9 protein-coding genes and 1 tRNA gene are annotated in these 15978 nt (G+C 63.6%); 3 read left to right on the forward strand and 7 right to left on the reverse strand.

What is annotated here, in order from left to right:
- Window positions 1–70: 70 nt before the first annotated feature.
- Window positions 71–1339, reverse strand: a complete 1269-nt coding sequence (locus H3H39_RS01815; RefSeq protein WP_182151545.1) for a 4-aminobutyrate--2-oxoglutarate transaminase — start codon at window positions 1337–1339, stop codon at window positions 71–73.
- 353 nt (window positions 1340–1692) lie between these two features.
- Here H3H39_RS01815 and pdxR point away from each other — a divergent pair, with 353 nt between their 5' ends.
- A complete protein-coding gene (gene pdxR / locus H3H39_RS01820) occupies window positions 1693–3222 on the forward strand; it encodes a MocR-like pyridoxine biosynthesis transcription factor PdxR (RefSeq protein ID WP_182151546.1) in 1530 nt (509 codons plus the stop codon).
- A 109-nt stretch (window positions 3223–3331) separates the two neighbouring features.
- Here pdxR and H3H39_RS01825 read toward each other — a convergent pair.
- Window positions 3332–3407 (reverse strand) — tRNA-Arg (locus tag H3H39_RS01825).
- A gap of 201 nt (window positions 3408–3608) precedes the next feature.
- Here H3H39_RS01825 and H3H39_RS01830 point away from each other — a divergent pair.
- On the forward strand, window positions 3609–4169 hold the full coding sequence (locus H3H39_RS01830) for a c-type cytochrome (RefSeq protein ID WP_182151547.1): 561 nt from the start codon (window positions 3609–3611) through the stop codon (window positions 4167–4169).
- Window positions 4170–4407: 238 nt separating this feature from the next.
- Here H3H39_RS01830 and H3H39_RS01835 read toward each other — a convergent pair whose 3' ends face one another.
- The 5 genes from H3H39_RS01835 to H3H39_RS01855 all read right to left on the reverse strand — a co-directional run bounded on the left by H3H39_RS01835 (window position 4408) and on the right by H3H39_RS01855 (window position 14089).
- A complete protein-coding gene (locus H3H39_RS01835; protein ID WP_311196825.1) occupies window positions 4408–6480 on the reverse strand; it encodes a M13 family metallopeptidase in 2073 nt (690 codons plus the stop codon).
- Between the two features lie 96 nt (window positions 6481–6576).
- Window positions 6577–8655, reverse strand: coding sequence for a M13 family metallopeptidase (locus H3H39_RS01840; RefSeq protein WP_311196826.1), 2079 nt, complete (start codon window positions 8653–8655; stop codon window positions 6577–6579).
- A gap of 183 nt (window positions 8656–8838) precedes the next feature.
- Window positions 8839–10890: a M13 family metallopeptidase gene (locus tag H3H39_RS01845; protein ID WP_311196827.1), complete on the reverse strand. Its 2052-nt coding sequence runs from the start codon at window positions 10888–10890 to the stop codon at window positions 8839–8841.
- A 175-nt stretch (window positions 10891–11065) separates the two neighbouring features.
- Window positions 11066–13363, reverse strand: coding sequence for a TonB-dependent receptor plug domain-containing protein (locus tag H3H39_RS01850; protein WP_182151548.1), 2298 nt, complete (start codon window positions 13361–13363; stop codon window positions 11066–11068).
- A 168-nt stretch (window positions 13364–13531) separates the two neighbouring features.
- Entirely contained in the window at window positions 13532–14089 is a 558-nt protein-coding gene (locus H3H39_RS01855) for a hypothetical protein (protein ID WP_182151549.1), read from the reverse strand.
- Window positions 14090–14462: 373 nt separating this feature from the next.
- On the opposite strand from H3H39_RS01855, the gene H3H39_RS01860 reads away from it, so the two are divergent.
- Complete coding sequence (locus H3H39_RS01860; protein WP_182151550.1) at window positions 14463–15911, forward strand: S41 family peptidase; 1449 nt, start codon at window positions 14463–14465, stop codon at window positions 15909–15911.
- Window positions 15912–15978 lie beyond the last annotated feature (67 nt).

The raw sequence follows: 15978 nt of genomic DNA on the forward strand, positions 1-15978 counted from the left end.
TGCTTTCCAAAATCTTATCTCCACAGATGTAGACTATGCCGGCCAGGAAGGCCGGCATGACATTCTTTTCTTATTTTCCCAGCAAGGCGTCAGCCAGTATCGCCAGCGCCTCGTCCATGAGGGCATCTTCAATGGTCAGCGGGAACAGGAAACGTATCGCGTTGCCGTGCACGCCGCAAGTCAGCAGGATCAAGCCCTTGGCCAATGCACGGGTCTGGACCAGCTTGGTGAACTCAGCGTCAGGCGCGCCGCTGCCGGGCTGGGCGAATTCGACCGCCACCATTGCGCCCAGGCCGCGTACATCAGCGATCTGCGGCACCACTTCGCGCAGCTGGTTGAGTTTGTCCTTCAGGCGCTGGCCCAGCACGCAGGCGCGTTCGACCAGTTGCTCGTCGTGCAGCACGTCCAGCACCGCCAGCGCGGAGGCGACCGCCAGCGGATTGCCCGCGTAAGTGCCGCCCAGCCCGCCCGGCAGGGGCGCATCCATGATCTCGGCGCGTCCCACCAGGGCTGCCAGCGGCATGCCGCCGGCCAGGCTCTTGGCCAGCGTCATCAGGTCGGGAATCACGCCAGCGTGTTCGATGGCGAACATCTTGCCGGTGCGGGCGAAGCCGGTCTGCACTTCATCGACGATCAGCAGGATGCCGTGCTCGTCGCAGATCTTGCGCAGCGCCTGCATGAATTCCGGCGGCGCGGCGTAGAAACCACCCTCGCCCTGCACTGGCTCCAGGATGATGGCGGCCACACGCTTGGGATCGACATCGGCCTTGAACAGCGTCTGCAACGCCGCCAGCGAGGCTTCGGTGCTGACGCCATGCAGTTCGACCGGATACGGTGCGTGGTAGACCTCGCCCGGGAAGGGGCCGAAACCGACCTTGTAGGGCACCACTTTACCGGTCAGTGCCATGCCCATCATGGTACGGCCATGGAAACCGCCGGCGAAGGCGATCACGGCCGAGCGACCGGTGGCGGCACGGGCCACCTTGATCGCGTTTTCCACCGCTTCGGCGCCGGTCGAGAACAGCGCGGTCTTCTTCGCGTGGTTGCCCGGCGTCAGGGCGTTCAGGCGCTCGGCCAGTTCGACGTAGCCCGCATAAGGCACCACCTGGTAGCAGGTATGGGTGAACTTGCCCAACTGCTGCTCGATCGCAGCGATCAGCTTTGGATGGCGGTGGCCGGTGTTGAGCACGGCGATACCAGCAGCGAAATCGATGTAGCGGCGGTTCTCCACGTCCCAGATTTCAGCGTTCAGCGCGCGCTCGGCGTAAAACTGGCACATCACGCCCACGCCACGTGGGGTGGCGGCGTTCTTGCGCTGTTGAAGTTCGTTATTCGTCATTAATTCACCTTAATTGTTGTTACCAGAGTGTTACAAGGACAGCGAATCTTAGTGTTGAACTGGAGCCTCAACGTAGAGCCACTTTTGTTTTTCTCATGGAGCCACTATGCTGAACGTGGCCGCCGCCGCCGCCGCGACCGCCACGCGGGCACGATGACTCCGACTGCAGGCCACGGAAACATCACCGGCCCTATGCCACGCCCGTCCGGGAGGCAAGGACAACGGTGATGCGGGCTGCGGCAGATAACGTGGATTGACGTTTTTTAGCAACAATTGACGGCCGGTTGGCCGCATGACGCTGTACCAGTGGCGCTACAATAGCGCCCCAATTTCGTTTTACCCATAAGGCCACTATGCGGATCGCGTCCCTGTCCGATTTCCTGTTGCAGCGCATCGATCGCGGCCGCGAAAACAACGGTATGCGCAAGGCCGTCAACCGGCAGATCTACCAGGTGATCCGGGAGGCGATCCTGGACCAGTCACTGCCAGCCGGGTTGCAACTGCCCTCCTCCCGCTTCCTGGCGCAGGAATTGAGCATGTCGCGCAACACGGTGACCTACGCGTACGACCAATTGCTGGCCGAAGGTTTCCTGGAGTCGCGCGTGGGCGCCGGCACCTTCATCGCCAATACCGAGCCGGACCAGATCATCACCGCGGCGTCCGCCACAGCCACGGCGGGGCCGCGTCAGGATGCCGAACTGTGCCTGTCAACGCGCGGCCTGCAGCTGGTTGACCTGGCCGGTGTCAGCAAGACGCAATGGGGTGCGTTCATGCCGGGTGTGCCGGACGTGACGCAATTTCCCAACAAGATATGGAGCCGGCTGCAAAACAAGTACTGGCGCCGTTCGCGCTCCGAACTGCTGACCTATTCCAGTGGCGCAGGCCACCTACCACTGCGCGAAGCGATCGCCGACTATCTGCGGGTGGCGCGTTCGGTGAACTGCGACGCCAGCCAGATTCTGATCACCACGGGGATACACCAGTCGCTGGACCTGGTGGCGCGCATGTTGAGCGACCACGGCGACCATGCATGGGTCGAGGATCCCTGCTATTGGGGGACGCGCAGCGTGCTGCGCTCGGTCGGGGTGCGGACGGTCGCGATTCCCGTCGATAGCGAAGGCTTGCAACTGCGCCCCGAGGATTTGCGGCATCCGCCCCGCTTCATCGTCGCCACGCCCTCGCACCAATATCCGCTCGGGATGGTGATGAGCTTGTCCCGTCGGCGCGCCCTGCTGGAATACGCGGCCGCCAACAACAGCTGGATCGTGGAGGATGACTACGACAGCGAGTTCCGTTACGGCAGCCGGCCGATCGCCTCACTGCAGGGACTCGATGTGCATGACCGCGTGTTGTATCTGGGGACGTTCAGCAAGACCCTGTTCCCGGGACTGCGGGTTGGCTACCTGGTGGTGCCGCCGGTGCTGGCCGAATCGTTTTCCACCGGCCTGTCAGAACTCTATCGCTGCGGGCACAGCTATACCCAGGCGATCCTGACCGACTTCATGACCGAAGGCCACTTCGCCTCGCACATCCGGCGCATGCGGGTGGTGTATGCGGAGCGCCTGCGGCTGCTGCACGAGGCCATCACCTTCCACTTCGACGACAGCATCATCTTCACCGGTGGCGAGGCCGGCTTGCATCTGGCGCTGGGTTTGCCCGACGCATGCGACGACATCGCGATCTGCGATGCGGCCGGTCAGCAGGGCATCATCGTGCGACCGCTGTCGAAGTACTACAGCGACCCGGCGACCGCGAAACGCGGCCTGATGCTGGGCTACGGTTGCGTGCCCGACGAGCAGATCCGCCCCGCCTTCGACATCCTGGCGCGGGTGATCAAATCGCACTGGCCGCGGGAGCAAGGGCCGGCTGATAGGGTGAAGTAAGCGAAACGGCCTCTTGCGGCGACGCTCGCCAGCCGGCACTGACAGGTACAGGCGACAGGAAGTGCGCGAAATCAATTATTCGCTAAGTATTTGATTTAAGAGGGAATGATGGTGCGGCTGGCGGGGATCGAACCCACGACCCTTGGCTTCGGAGGCCAATACTCTATCCACTGAGCTACAGCCGCTTGGAGGGAAAGTCTGAATCGACACGAAGGATACCGTCTTTCGTCACGTCCGTCCATGGAAAGTGTCGTTTTGGGCAGCATTTCGATTCCAAGGGGCAGTTTTTGAGTCTATAATCGCCCGTTTGGCGAGGGTTTGTACGGCTACACGCAAAGACAATTCTTCGCACCGCCAACCAGCTTCGAAATTAAAAAAAGGAAATCATGAGCGACGCACACAACGAACACGAATCCGCCATCAAGACCCCCAAGCAACTGATCGCCGCCGTGATCGGCTTTTTCGCGGTGACCATCTTTGGTATCGTCCTGCTGGTGCAATATGTGACCACCGACAAGCTGACCGGCCGTGGTTCCGACAGCCAATCGGCCGAATCCGTCGCCACCCGTGTCCGTCCCGTCGCCGATGAAGGCTTCACCCTGAAAGATGCCAGCGGTCCTAAACAACTGCAAGCTGGCGAAGCCGTCTACACCGCCGTCTGCGCGGCTTGCCACGGTTCCGGCGCGGCCGGTTCGCCCAAGTTCGGCGATGCCGGCGCCTGGGGTCCTCGCATCGCCCAAGGCTACGACACGCTGGTCAAGCACGCTATCGACGGTATCCGCGCCATGCCGGCCAAGGGCGGCAATCCCGACCTGGACGACGTGGAAGTCGCACGCGCCGTGGTGCACATGGCAAACGCCGCTGGCGCCAAGTTCAAGGAGCCTGCCGCTCCCGCCGCCGCTGCCGCGGAAGGCGCTTCGGCTGCTTCCGCCGCCTCGGCAAAGTAAGCGATCCGCTCGCGGCGCCGGCCAGTCCGGCGCCCACATCAAAACCGCTCCGTTAAACGAGCGGTTTTTTTTTCGCCTTGCCACTAGCCCGCCCAAGGAGGCTGGTCGTGCGCGCGGGTGCTGAGCCGGGGACGGACCCGAGGGTCCTTCCCCTCTTTCTCTCGGGCCGGAGCCGGATGCGGGCGCCCATGAAAAAGGGCCGCTCGCGAGCGGCCCTTCGTTTTGCCTCAGGCGGCGATTACCACATGATCACGCGGTCTTTTGGCTCCAGGTACATCTTGTCGCCCTTCTTCACGCCAAAGGCGCTGTAGAAGCCGGGCTGGTTGCGCATGGTGCCGTTGGCACGGAACTGGCCGGGCGAGTGCGGGTCGGTCTTGATCTGGACGATCTGCTGCGGTTCACGCATCTTCATGCGCCACACTTGCGCGAAGCCCATGAAGAAGCGCTGGTCGCCCGTCAGGCCGTCGATCACGGGTGCTGGCTTGCCGTGCAACGACAGCTTGTAGGCCTTGTACGCGATGGCCACACCGGAGTTGTCGGCGATGTTCTCGCCCAGCGTCAGTTCGCCGTTCACATGGTAGCCAGGCAGCGGGCTGAACTGGCTGTACTGGTCCACCAGCATCTTGGTCTTGGCCGCGAAGTTCTTGTGGTCGGCCGCCGTCCACCAGTCGCGCAGGTTGCCGTCGCCGTCGTACTGGGCGCCCTGGTCGTCGAAGCCGTGACTAATCTCGTGGCCGATCACGCCGCCGATGGCGCCGTAGTTGACGGCGTCGTCCGCGTTGGCGTCAAAGAACGGTGGTTGCAGGATGGAGGCCGGGAACACGATCTCGTTCATTTCCGGGTTGTAGTAGGCGTTCACCGTCTGCGGCGTCATGCCCCACTCTTCGCGGTCGATCGGCTTGCCCAGCTTGTTCAGCTCCTTGTCGTAGTCGAACTTGTTCGAGCGCAGTACGTTGCCCACCAGGTCGTCGGCCGCCACGGTCAGCTTGGAATAATCGCGCCAGTGGTTGGGGTAACCGATCTTGGTGGTGAACTTGGCCAGCTTGGCTTGCGCCTGCTTCTTGGTGACGGGGCTCATCCAGTCCAGCTTGTCGATGCTGGTCTTGTAGGTGGCCAGCAGGTTCTTCACCAGCTGTTCCATGCGCGCCTTGCGCTCGGCCGGGAAGTACTGCTCCACATACAGCTTGCCCACGGTTTCGCCCAGCGCGCCTTCGGTCACGCTCACGCCGCGTTTCCAGCGTGGACGCATTTCCGTCACGCCGCTCAGCACGGTGCCGTAGAAGGCGAAGTTCTCGTCCACGAAAGCCTTGCTCAGGTAAGGCGCGTTGGCGTGGATCACTTGCCACTGGAAGTAGGCTTTCCACGTTTCCAGCGGGGTGGCCGCCAGCACGTCGTTGAAGCCTTGCACGTAGGTCGGCTGGCCCACGATCACATAGCTGGTCTTGCCGGCGATGCCGGTTTCGTTGAGCCAGGTGGTCCAGTCGAAGCCGGCGGCCAGGCCGCTCAGCTTGGCCAGTTCGACCTTGTTGTAACCCTTGATGGGGTCGCGCAGTTCGACCTTGGTCCACTGCACTTTGGCCAGCGCCGTTTCCAGCGCGACGATGGCCTTGGCGTTGGCGGCCGCGTTGGCGTCGCCCGTCAAGGTCAGCATCTTGGCCACGTGTTGTTCATACTTGGCCAGCGTGTCGGCCATCTTGACGTCGTCCAGCTTCAGGTAGTAGTCGCGGTCCGGCAAGCCCAGGCCCGATTGCGAGATGTCGGCCACGTATTTGGTCGAATCCTTGTTGTCCTGGTGGATGCCGAAGTTCAGCGGGGCGCCAAAGCCCAGCTGGTTGAAGTGGGCGATCAGGGCCGGGATCTGTTGCTTGTCGCTCAGGGCGGCCACTTTGGCCAGCTCGGCGTTCAGCGGGGTCAGGCCCAGTTGTTCGATCTTGGCTTCGTCCATGAAGCTGGCGTAGAAATCACCGATGCGCTGGGCGTCCGAACCGGCTACCTTGTTCTTGGCGTTGGCGGCGTTCTCGATGATGGCGCGCAGTTGCGGCTGGATGTCGTCGCGCAGCTTGGCGAACGTGCCCCAGCTCGATTTGTCGGCCGGGATCTCGGTGGTGGCCAGCCATTTACCGTTCAGGTGGGTGAAGAAGTCGTCCTGCGCGCGCACGGACGATTCGATGAATTCGGTGGCGATGCCCGACGACAGTTTGCCGCTGGCGGCCTTGCTGGTGGCCACGCTCATGTTCTTGGTATTGTCGGCGGCGCCGGCGTAGCCTGCGATCAGGCTCAGAGTTAATGCACTCAACAGATAACGTTTCACAGAAATATCCTCATTGTTTGTAACGAAAAAGATCGCCCCTGGACTTTTGGCCCAACATTGACTTTATCACAAGCCCACGGCCACGGGCGGACTGATTTACCACATGCTCACCCGCTGCTTGGGCGGCAAATACATCTTGTCGCCCGGCTTGACGCCAAACGCGGCGTAGAACGGCGCCTGGTTGCGCACCGTGCCGTTCGCGCGGAAGCGGTCCGGTGAATGCGGGTCGCTTTTCAGATAGACGATCTGCTGGGCGTCGCGGATCTTGCTGCGCCATACCTGGCCAAAACCCATGTAGAAGCGCTGGTCGCCCGTGAGGCCGTCGATCACAGGCGCCGGCTGGCCGGCCAGCGCGATCTGGTAAGCCTTATAGGCGATGGCGATGCCGGAGTTGTCGGCGATGTTTTCGCCCAGGGTCAACGCGCCGTTCACATGGTAGCCCTTGACGGGACTGAACGCGCTGTACTGCTGGACCAGCATCTTGCTCTTGGCCGCGAACTGCTTGTGGTCGGCCGCCGTCCACCAGTCGCGCAGGTTGCCGTCGCCGTCGTACTGGGCGCCCTGGTCGTCGAAACCGTGGCTGATCTCGTGGCCGATCACGGCGCCGATGGCGCCATAGTTGACGGCGTCGTCCGCGTCCGCGTCGAAGAACGGCGGTTGCAATATGGCGGCCGGGAATACGATCTCGTTCATCTCCGGGTTGTAATAAGCGTTCACGGTTTGCGGCGTCATACCCCATTCCTCGCGGTCGATCGGTTGGCCCAGCTTGGCCAACTGGCGCTCATAGGCGAATTCGGTGGCGCGCAGCACGTTGCCCACCAGGTCGTCACGCGTGACCACCAGCTTGGCATAATCGCGCCACTTGTTGGGGTAGCCGATCTTGGTGGTGAACTTGGCCAGCTTGGCTTGCGCCTGTTCCTTGGTGGCCGAGCTCATCCAGTCCAGGGTGGCGATGCTTTGCTGGTAGGCGGCCAGCAGGTTGGCCACCAGTTGCTCCATGCGCGCCTTGCGCTCGGGCGGGAAGTGCTGGGCCACGTACAACTTGCCCAGGCTCTCGCCCAGCGCGTTGTCGGTGGCGTTCACGGCCCGCTTCCAGCGCGGCTGCTGCTCCGGCACATCGCTCAGCACCTTGCCGTAGAACGCGAAGTTCTCGGCGGCGAACGCTTGCGACAGGTAGGGCGCGTTGGCGTGTATCACCTGCCACCGGAAGTAAGCTTGCCAGGTGGCCAGCGGGGTCTGTTCCAGCAAGCGGGCCATGCCCTTCAGGTAGCTGGGCTGGCTGACGATCACGTAATCGACCTTGCCGGCCAAGCCTGTCTGTTGCAGGTAGCCGCTCCAATCGTAGCCGGGCAGCAGCGCGGGCAGCTTATCGAGCGCCACCTTGTTGTAGGCTTTGACGGGATCGCGCAGCTCGACCTTGGTCCACTGGATCTTTGCCATCGCCGTTTCCAGCGCCACGATGGCACGCGCCTCGTCCGTCGCCTGCGCTTGGCCATGGCCGGCCAGCGCCAGCATGCGCGCCACGTGCTGCTGGTACTTGGCCAGCGTGGACGCCAGCTTGGCGTCGTGCGGCTTCAGGTAGTAGTCGCGGTCGGGCAGGCCCAGCCCGTCCTGGTACAGGTCGGCCACGTATTTGGTCGAATCCTTGTTGTCCTGGTGCACACCGTAGGCGTATGGCGCCGTGAAGCCCAGCCGGTTGAAATGGGCGATCAGGGCGGCGATGTCCTGCTTGCCGCTCAAGGCGGCCACGCGGTCCAGTTCAGCTCGCAGCGGCGCCAGGCCCAGCTGCTCCAGCCTGGCCTCGTCCATGTAGCTGGCGTAGAAGTCGCCGATGCGCTGGGCGTCCGAACCCGGTGCGCGGTTGGTGTCGGCGGCGGCCGCTTCGATGATGGCGCGCAGTTGCGGCTTGGTGTCGTCGTCCAGTTTTTCGAACGCGCCCCAGCTGGCCTTGTCGGCCGGGATGGCCGTGCTGGCCAGCCATTTACCGTTCAGGTTGGCGAAGAAATCGTCCTGCGCCCGCACGGACGGATCCATGTTGGCGATGGCGATGCCGGAGGCGCGGATGGCGGCCGTTCCCTGCCGCGCCGGCGCGGCCCCGTCTTCCGCTTGCGCGCACGGGACGCCAGCACCGGCCAGCACGGCCAGCGCGCAGGCGCTGATGACATGAGCTTTCAAAGTCTCTCTCCCAGGTAGTGGTCGTATTTCAATTTTTATGAGTAACACGGCAGAACTGTATCATGTCATCGTGATATTAGTAACAAAAAGACCATGCAAGATCGCTCCGGCATGGTCTTTTTTTGGGATGACATGGCACGCTTACCTGATGCGCTTACCTGATGCGCGTTATCAGATACGCATTTACCAAATAATGACGCGCTGCTCGGGCGCCAGGTACATCTTGTCGCCCGGTTTCACGCCGAACGCTTCATAGAAGCCCGGCTGGTTGACCATGGTGCCGTTGGCACGGAACTGGCCCGGCGAGTGCGGGTCGGTCTTGATCTGCACGATCTGCTGCGGCTCGCGCATCTTGCTGCGCCACACCTGCGCGAAGCCCATGAAGAAGCGCTGGTCGCCCGTCAGGCCGTCGATCACCGGCGCCGGCTGGCCGTTCAGCGACAACTTGTAGGCCTTGTAGGCGATGGCCAGGCCGGAGTTGTCGGCGATGTTCTCGCCCAGCGTCAGCGCACCGTTCACGTGGTAGCCGGGCAGCGGGCTGTAGCTTGCGTACTGCTGCACCAGCACGTCGGTGCGCGCCTTGAAGTTGGCGCGGTCTTCCGCCGTCCACCATTCGCGCAGGTTGCCGTCACCGTCGGACTGGCTACCCTTGTCGTCGAAGCCGTGGCTGATTTCGTGACCGATCACGGCGCCGATGGCGCCATAGTTGACGGCATCGTCCGCACCCGCGTCGAAGAATGGCGGTTGCAAAATGGCGGCCGGGAACACGATCTCGTTCATGGTCGAGCTGTAATACGCGTTGATGGTCTGCGGCGTCATGCCCCACTCGGTGCGGTCGATCGGCTTGCCCAGCTTGTTGATCATGCGCTGCGACGCGAAGGCCGAGGCGCGCATCATATTGCCCGACAGGTCGGACGGTATGATGGCCAACGCACTGTAGTCACGCCACTTGGACGTGTAGCCGATCTTGGGCGTGAACTTGGCCAGCTTGGCCTGGGCCTGCTCCTTGGTGGCCGGGCTCATCCATTCCAGGGTGTCGATGCTCGATTTGTACGAGGCCAGCAGGTTGGCCACCAGCTGCTCCATGCGCGCCTTGCGCTCGGGCGGGAAATACTGGGCCACGTACAGCTTGCCCAGCGCCTCGCCCAGCGCGCCTTCCACCGCACCCACGCCCCGCTTCCAGCGCGGCGGCTGTTCCGTCACGCCCGTCAGCACGGTGCCGTAGAAGGCGAAACTGGCGTCGGCGAAGGGCTTGGACAGGTATGGTGACTGGCTGCGCAGCAGTTGCCACTCGAAATACGACTTCCACGTGGCCAGGTCGGTCTGCTCCAGCACCGTGTTGAAACCACTCAGGTAGCTGGGCTGGTTGACGATCACGTAATCGACCTTGCTGGCCACGCCGGCCGCCGCCAGCGCGTGCTTCCAGTCATAGGCGGGCGCCAGCTCGGCCAGCTTATCGATCTGCACCTTGTTGTAGCGCTTGACGGGATCGCGGTTCTCGACCTTGGTCCACTGGACCTGGGCCAGCGCCGTTTCCAGGCCCACGATGGCGTGGGCGGCGGCGGCGCTGTCCTTCACACCCGCCAGCGCCAGCGTCTTGGCCACATGGGTTTCATACTGGGCCAGCACGGCGGCCAGCTTGGCGTCATCCTTCTTCAGGTAGTAATCGCGGTCCGGCAGGCCCAGGCCACTTTGCGCGATGCTGACGGCATATTTGGTCGATTCACGCGCATCCTGGCTCACGTAGATGCCGTACGGTGCGACCGCGCCGATCTCGTCCATGTGGGCGATCAGGGCCGGCAGCGCTTTCTTGTCCTTGATACTGCGAATACGATTCAGTTCCCCGGCGAGGGGCTTGATGCCCAGCGCGTCCAGCTTGTGCTCGTCCATGTAGCTGGCGTACAGGTCAGCGATCTTCTGGGCTTCGGAACCGGGCTTGCGGGCCGCCTTGTCTTGCTGGCTTTGTTGGGCCGCCTCGATCAGCACGCGCAACTGCGGTAGCGTGGCCTCGCGCAACTGGATGAAGGAACCCCAGCTCGCCTTGTCGGCCGGGATTTCCGTCGTCTGCAGCCACTTGCCGTTGAGGTAGCGGAAAAAATCATCCTGGGGCCGGACGGCGCTGTCAATGTACTGCACGTCGATGCCGGAGCGGGGGGCGGGGGCGGCCGGTTCGGCGGCGCCGGCGGCGGTCATTATCAGGCTCATGGTCAGGGTGCTCAGCAGATGTCGTTTCACGAAAAATCCTTGTAGGGCATGGGGGCGGTGGGTTCGCACGGGGCCGGCCGGACGGATAGCCCGGAATCCGGCAATGTAGCACGAGCGGGCAGGCACGGCACGCAATTCCGTGTGCGCCCTGTGCGCCCTGTTTGCCCTGCCCGCCGCGCCGCTGCCGCTACCGCTGCGCCCGCTATCAGAACTTGGTTTCGAGCTTCACGCTCCAGGCCGTGTAGGTCTGGTAATCCGAGTCCGCGCTGGACGTCACGCCGCGCGCCGTGACGATGTTGCCGCTCAGGCTGTCCAGCGGCGACAAATTGCTGGCGGAGATGCGCAGCTGGTTGCGGCTGTCGAGCTTCCACAATGCGTATGCATCGAAGGCGCGCTTGCGGCCCGTCGACACCTGCTGGGTGAGGCTGGTCTGGATCACCGTGGCCGGGGTCCAGTTGAGGCTGCCGCCCACCGTCAGCGGCCACTGCTTGAGGTGGTAATCGAAGCCCACATTGGCAGTCTGTTTCGCTTGCTGGTCGAGCCGGTTGTTGGGGCCGGGGATGCCGTCCACGCTGGACCAGAAGCGGCTGTAGTTGGAACGCAGGTCGATGGCCGGCGCATCCTCGAACAACTCGACCAATTGGAACTTGGCCTCCAGCTCGATGCCGCTGGTGCGCGCGTGGCCCACGTTGGACGGCGTGGACACGTAATGTGGCCCTTGCGGCGTGTCGTAGCTGCTCAGGGTGCGGCGGATCAGGTTGTCGATATCGCGCACGAAGCCGCTGACGCTGACGATGCCGCTGCGGCCCAGGTAATGTTCATAGGCCAGGTCCAGTCCCGTGGCCAGTTCCGGCTTGAGGTCGGGATTGCCCATGCGGTCGGGATGGGTGGCGTTGTTCGGGTGTGCCAGATAAGGCAAGGCGATCAGGTCCTGCACGTTGGCCGCCTTGTAGCTCTTGGTCAGGCTGGCGCGCACCTGGTCGCGCTCGTGGCCGGGAATACGCCACACACCATGCAGCAAGGGACTGAGCACGCTGCTGGTGTTGTGCACGTCGCCACTGGCGCGGCGGCTGGTGGTGGTGATGCCTTCCCAGCGCAGGCCGGCATAGCCCGACCATTGCGAGCTGATGTCCCACTCGTCCTGCGCGAACACGGCGTAGCGGCGGGTATCGGCGCTGAGGTTGTCGCCGGAATCGTCGAACTGGGCCACGCCGTTCTTGTCGAGCGAAGTCTTGCTCTGCTCGCGGTGGCTCGCTTCCAGATCCCAGCCGGCCGCCAGCGAGTGATCCTTGCCCAGCGGCGTGCTGTACTTGCCGCCGCTGCTGACGCTGCGGTCGCGCGTGCTGTCGCTGTCCGTAAAGCGGTTCGATTCCTGGCCGGCGCCGTCGTACTGCAGGCGCAGCGCGTCGCTGCTGCTGTGGCCCAGACCGAAGCCGAATTTGACGTCCAGCTTAGCCGCGCCCTCCAGCTTGTGCACCCAGTTGCCGAAGCCACGCATGAACGTGGTATCGGAATGGCCGCGGGTGGCGGCCGTGGCGTACTCGGGCGCCTGCTGGCCGATCGACTGGTCCAGCACGCTGGTGGCCGAGGTATCGCTGCGCATGCTCATCAGGAAGGGTTGGAAGTTCAGCGTGTCGCCGCCCTCGAACTTGTAGGACAGGCGCGGCGTCAGGTGGATGCCGCGCGTCTTGCGGTTGCTTTCATCCGTTTCCAGCTGGTCCTTGAGCACGGTGCCGGTGGCGTCCGTGTCCTGGTAGGCGATGCTGTTGTGGTCGTGCTGGCGGTTCTCGAACACGGAGCCGGTCAGCAGATAGCTCAGGCTGCCCACCTTGCCCGGCACGGTCAGCGATACATTGGGCGCGTGGCGGCCCTGCTCCACCGTATCGGTCAGCTTGAGCTGCTTGTCCTTGAGCTGGTAGCCGTCGCGCAGCACGATGTTGATGGTGCCGGCGATGGCGCGCGTGCTGTGCTCGGCCACCGGGCCGCGCATGATCTCCACCCGCTCCACCTGGTCCGGCGACAGGCTGTCCATGGAAAAGCCGGCCGGCGGCCGTTCGCCGTTGACAAGGATTTGTGTGTAACCGCTGCCCAGGCCACGCATGCGGATATCGCCGCCGCGGCCAGGACGGCCGCCGATGGTGACGCCGGGCAGGCGCTTGAGCACGTCGGCCAGGCTGGTGTCGCCGTTGCGGTCCAGTTCCTCGCGGCCGTAGACCTGCTTGCCGGCCGTGGCACGGCGGCGCTCGTCCATATCGCTGGCGCGCCCGCCGCTGACGGTCACTTGCTGGATAGGGTGACCGTCCGGCCCGGTTGCGGGCTGGGTGGTAGTACGCGAGGAGGGCGCAGTGGACGTCGCGGGTGTGGCGGGTGTGGCGGGTGTGGCAGGCGTGGTGGCGCTGGCGTCCACCGGCTGGCCGGATGGGTTCTGGCTCTGGGCCAGGGCGGCATTATCGGCCAGGGCGCCCAGCAAGGCCAGGCAGGCGTAAGGAAGCAGTTTGCTCATAAGGTATCGGGTGGCATCGTCGCGAACAGTCATCCGCGCCCGCATTCTAGCGCCTCAGCCATCCCGGCATGGCCGCCGGAAGTTGTTTTTTACTTTACGATACACACCCTCTACATGGCTGAAACATGGCCGGGCGCCGCCGCCAGCGGCCCCGTTCCCACGCGCACATCAGCCGCCTGGCATGCCCATGCCCGCCCCGCCCTGCTTGTGACGACCGCCGCGACTGTGGTCCCCACCCTCGTCCTTGCCGCGCGGCGCGGCGCCGCCGTGGCCACCGTTATCTGGCATGCGCAGCAACTGTTCAGCCAGCAAGTTGGCCACCACGCGGCGCTGCGACTCGCTCAGCGCATCGTTGACGCCCAACCACCACTCGCGCAACTGTTTTTCCTCGGCGGCCGTGGTGGCTGTTTCCGCATCCATCGCCCCCGCCAGATCGCGCAACTCGACGCCGGCCGCATCCAGCCCGGCCTTGCTGGCCGTTTGCAAGCGTTCGCGGCGCGCCTGACGTTCGCGCAGCAGCGCGCGGGTCTTGCCCTCCGTCTGCTGCCACAGCGTTTGCTGGTTGGCGTTCAGGTTCAGCGAGGTCTTCAGGTCGGCCGCCATCGGCAGCAGATCCTCGGCCCGCAGCTCCATCACGGGCAAGGCGAAGACCGGCAAGGTGGCTGCGCTCAGCAGCAAGGCCGCGCCGACGTGGCGCAAACGGAAAGGCAGAAAATTGGACAGCATGAACACTCCCGGGACAAAAAAATGCCTGCGCAAAAAAATGCCTGCGGCTAGGGCGCAGGCAAAGAACCACTTCAGGGTAGAGAGAAATACAAGTCCAGTGTAGGCGGCGAGTGCCCGGCAGGCAGGGATTCTTACAATTACTTACCGTCGTCAACCTGCGCGTTACACTCCGCAAACAAAGCCCGGTTTGGCGCAACATTTACACTCCTGCATGCTGCTAAGCTGGCCGCACGGGCGATAGTGAAAAAACGTGTAAATGCTTACGCATTGGATACTACGTTTGCCAGAAATCAGGTTTATACTGAATCGTAGCGTTACGCTGGCGCCGACCGCGCGGCCGCAACGCCGGATGGATAGATTCGACAGGTGAAACATGGGCAAGAAACTCAAGAATACCGGGCTGATTGGCCTGGGTGTCATCGCCGGCATCGCCGTTTCGCTGCAGTTCTCCGCGATGGCGCAAAAGCCCGTGGAGCCGGCCCTGCCGCTGGAGGAATTACGCCAGCTGGCCGACGTGTTCGGCCTCATCAAGTCGGACTACGTGGAGCCGGTCGAGGACAAGAAACTGCTGACCGAAGCCATCGCCGGCATGGTCGCCTCGCTTGATCCCCATTCCGCCTACCTGGACAAGAAAGCCTACGCCGAGCTGCGCGAAGGCTCGCAAGGCAAGTTCGTCGGCCTCGGCATCGAGATCGGCCAAAGCGAGGATGGCTACATCAAGATCGTCTCGCCGATCGAGGATTCGCCAGCCTACCGGGCTGGCATCAAGGCGGGCGACCTGATCACGCGGCTCGACGGTACCCCCGTCAAAGGCATGAGCCTGGATGACTCCGTGAAAAAAATGCGCGGCGAACCGCACACCAAGGTCAACCTGACCGTGTTGCGCAAGGGCGAGACGGAACCGCTGCTGTTCGCCATCGCGCGCGAGGAAATCCACCAGAAAAGCGTGAAGGGCAGGCTGATCGAGCCCGGTTACGCCTGGCTGCGCATCGCCCAGTTCCAGGAACCGACAGTCGACGACCTGGCCGCCAAGCTCGTGGAGCTGTACAAGCAAGACCCCAATATCAAGGGCCTGGTGCTGGACCTGCGCAACGACCCGGGCGGCGTGCTGCAAGGGGCGATCGGCGTGGCGGCCGCGTTCCTGCCGCGCGATTCGGCCATCGTCTCCACCAATGGCCAGTTGCCCGACTCCAAGCAGATCTTCTACGGCCGGCCCGAATACTACGCGCTGCGCAACGACAGCGACGCGCTGGCCAAGCTGCCCGACGCCATCAAGAAGGTGCCGATGGCGGTGCTGGTCAACACCGGTTCGGCTTCGGCCTCGGAAATCGTGGCCGGCGCGCTGCAGGACTACAAGCGCGCCGCCATCATCGGCAGCCAGACGTTTGGTAAAGGTTCGGTGCAGACCATCCGCCAGCTCACGCCGGACACGGCCGTCAAGCTGACCACGGCCCGCTACTACACGCCCAACGGCCGCTCGATCCAGGCCAAGGGCATCTCGCCCGACTTGCTGGTCGATGAAAACGCCGACGGCGACGGCCTGAACAGCCTGCGCACGCGTGAAGCCGACCTCGACAAGCACCTCAGCAACGACCGCGACCAGGAAGGCGCCAAGACCAACCGCGACGAGCTGGAAGAACAGTTGCGCGTGATGGCCATGGAAAAGCAGCGCAAGCCGCTGGAATATGGCAGCACCGATGACTTCCAGCTGAGCCAGGCGCTGAACCACCTGAAAGGCTTGCCGGTACGGCTGGCCAAGACGGAATCCAAGCTGGTGCAGGTGGAAAGCCCCACCGTCAAGAAAGACCTGAGCAAAAAATAAGCAGCGGCGCGCCGGCCCCTCCCCGGCGCGCGCACGCGGCCCGCTAGAAAATCAAGCGGGCGATTAG

The organism is Rugamonas apoptosis (genome assembly GCF_014042355.1).
Taxonomy (GTDB): domain Bacteria; phylum Pseudomonadota; class Gammaproteobacteria; order Burkholderiales; family Burkholderiaceae_D; genus Rugamonas; species Rugamonas apoptosis.

Bases quoted from the DNA above. Each gene is read 5' to 3' on its own strand.
- H3H39_RS01855 (WP_182151549.1), bottom strand. From the start codon at position 14,089: ATGCTGTCCAATTTTCTGCCTTTCCGTTTGCGCCACGTCGGCGCGGCC.
- H3H39_RS01860 (WP_182151550.1), top strand. From the start codon at position 14,463: ATGGGCAAGAAACTCAAGAATACCGGGCTGATTGGCCTGGGTGTCATC.
- H3H39_RS01850 (WP_182151548.1), bottom strand. From the start codon at position 13,363: ATGAGCAAACTGCTTCCTTACGCCTGCCTGGCCTTGCTGGGCGCCCTG.
- pdxR (WP_182151546.1), top strand. From the start codon at position 1,693: ATGCGGATCGCGTCCCTGTCCGATTTCCTGTTGCAGCGCATCGATCGC.
- H3H39_RS01830 (WP_182151547.1), top strand. From the start codon at position 3,609: ATGAGCGACGCACACAACGAACACGAATCCGCCATCAAGACCCCCAAG.
- H3H39_RS01815 (WP_182151545.1), bottom strand. From the start codon at position 1,339: ATGACGAATAACGAACTTCAACAGCGCAAGAACGCCGCCACCCCACGT.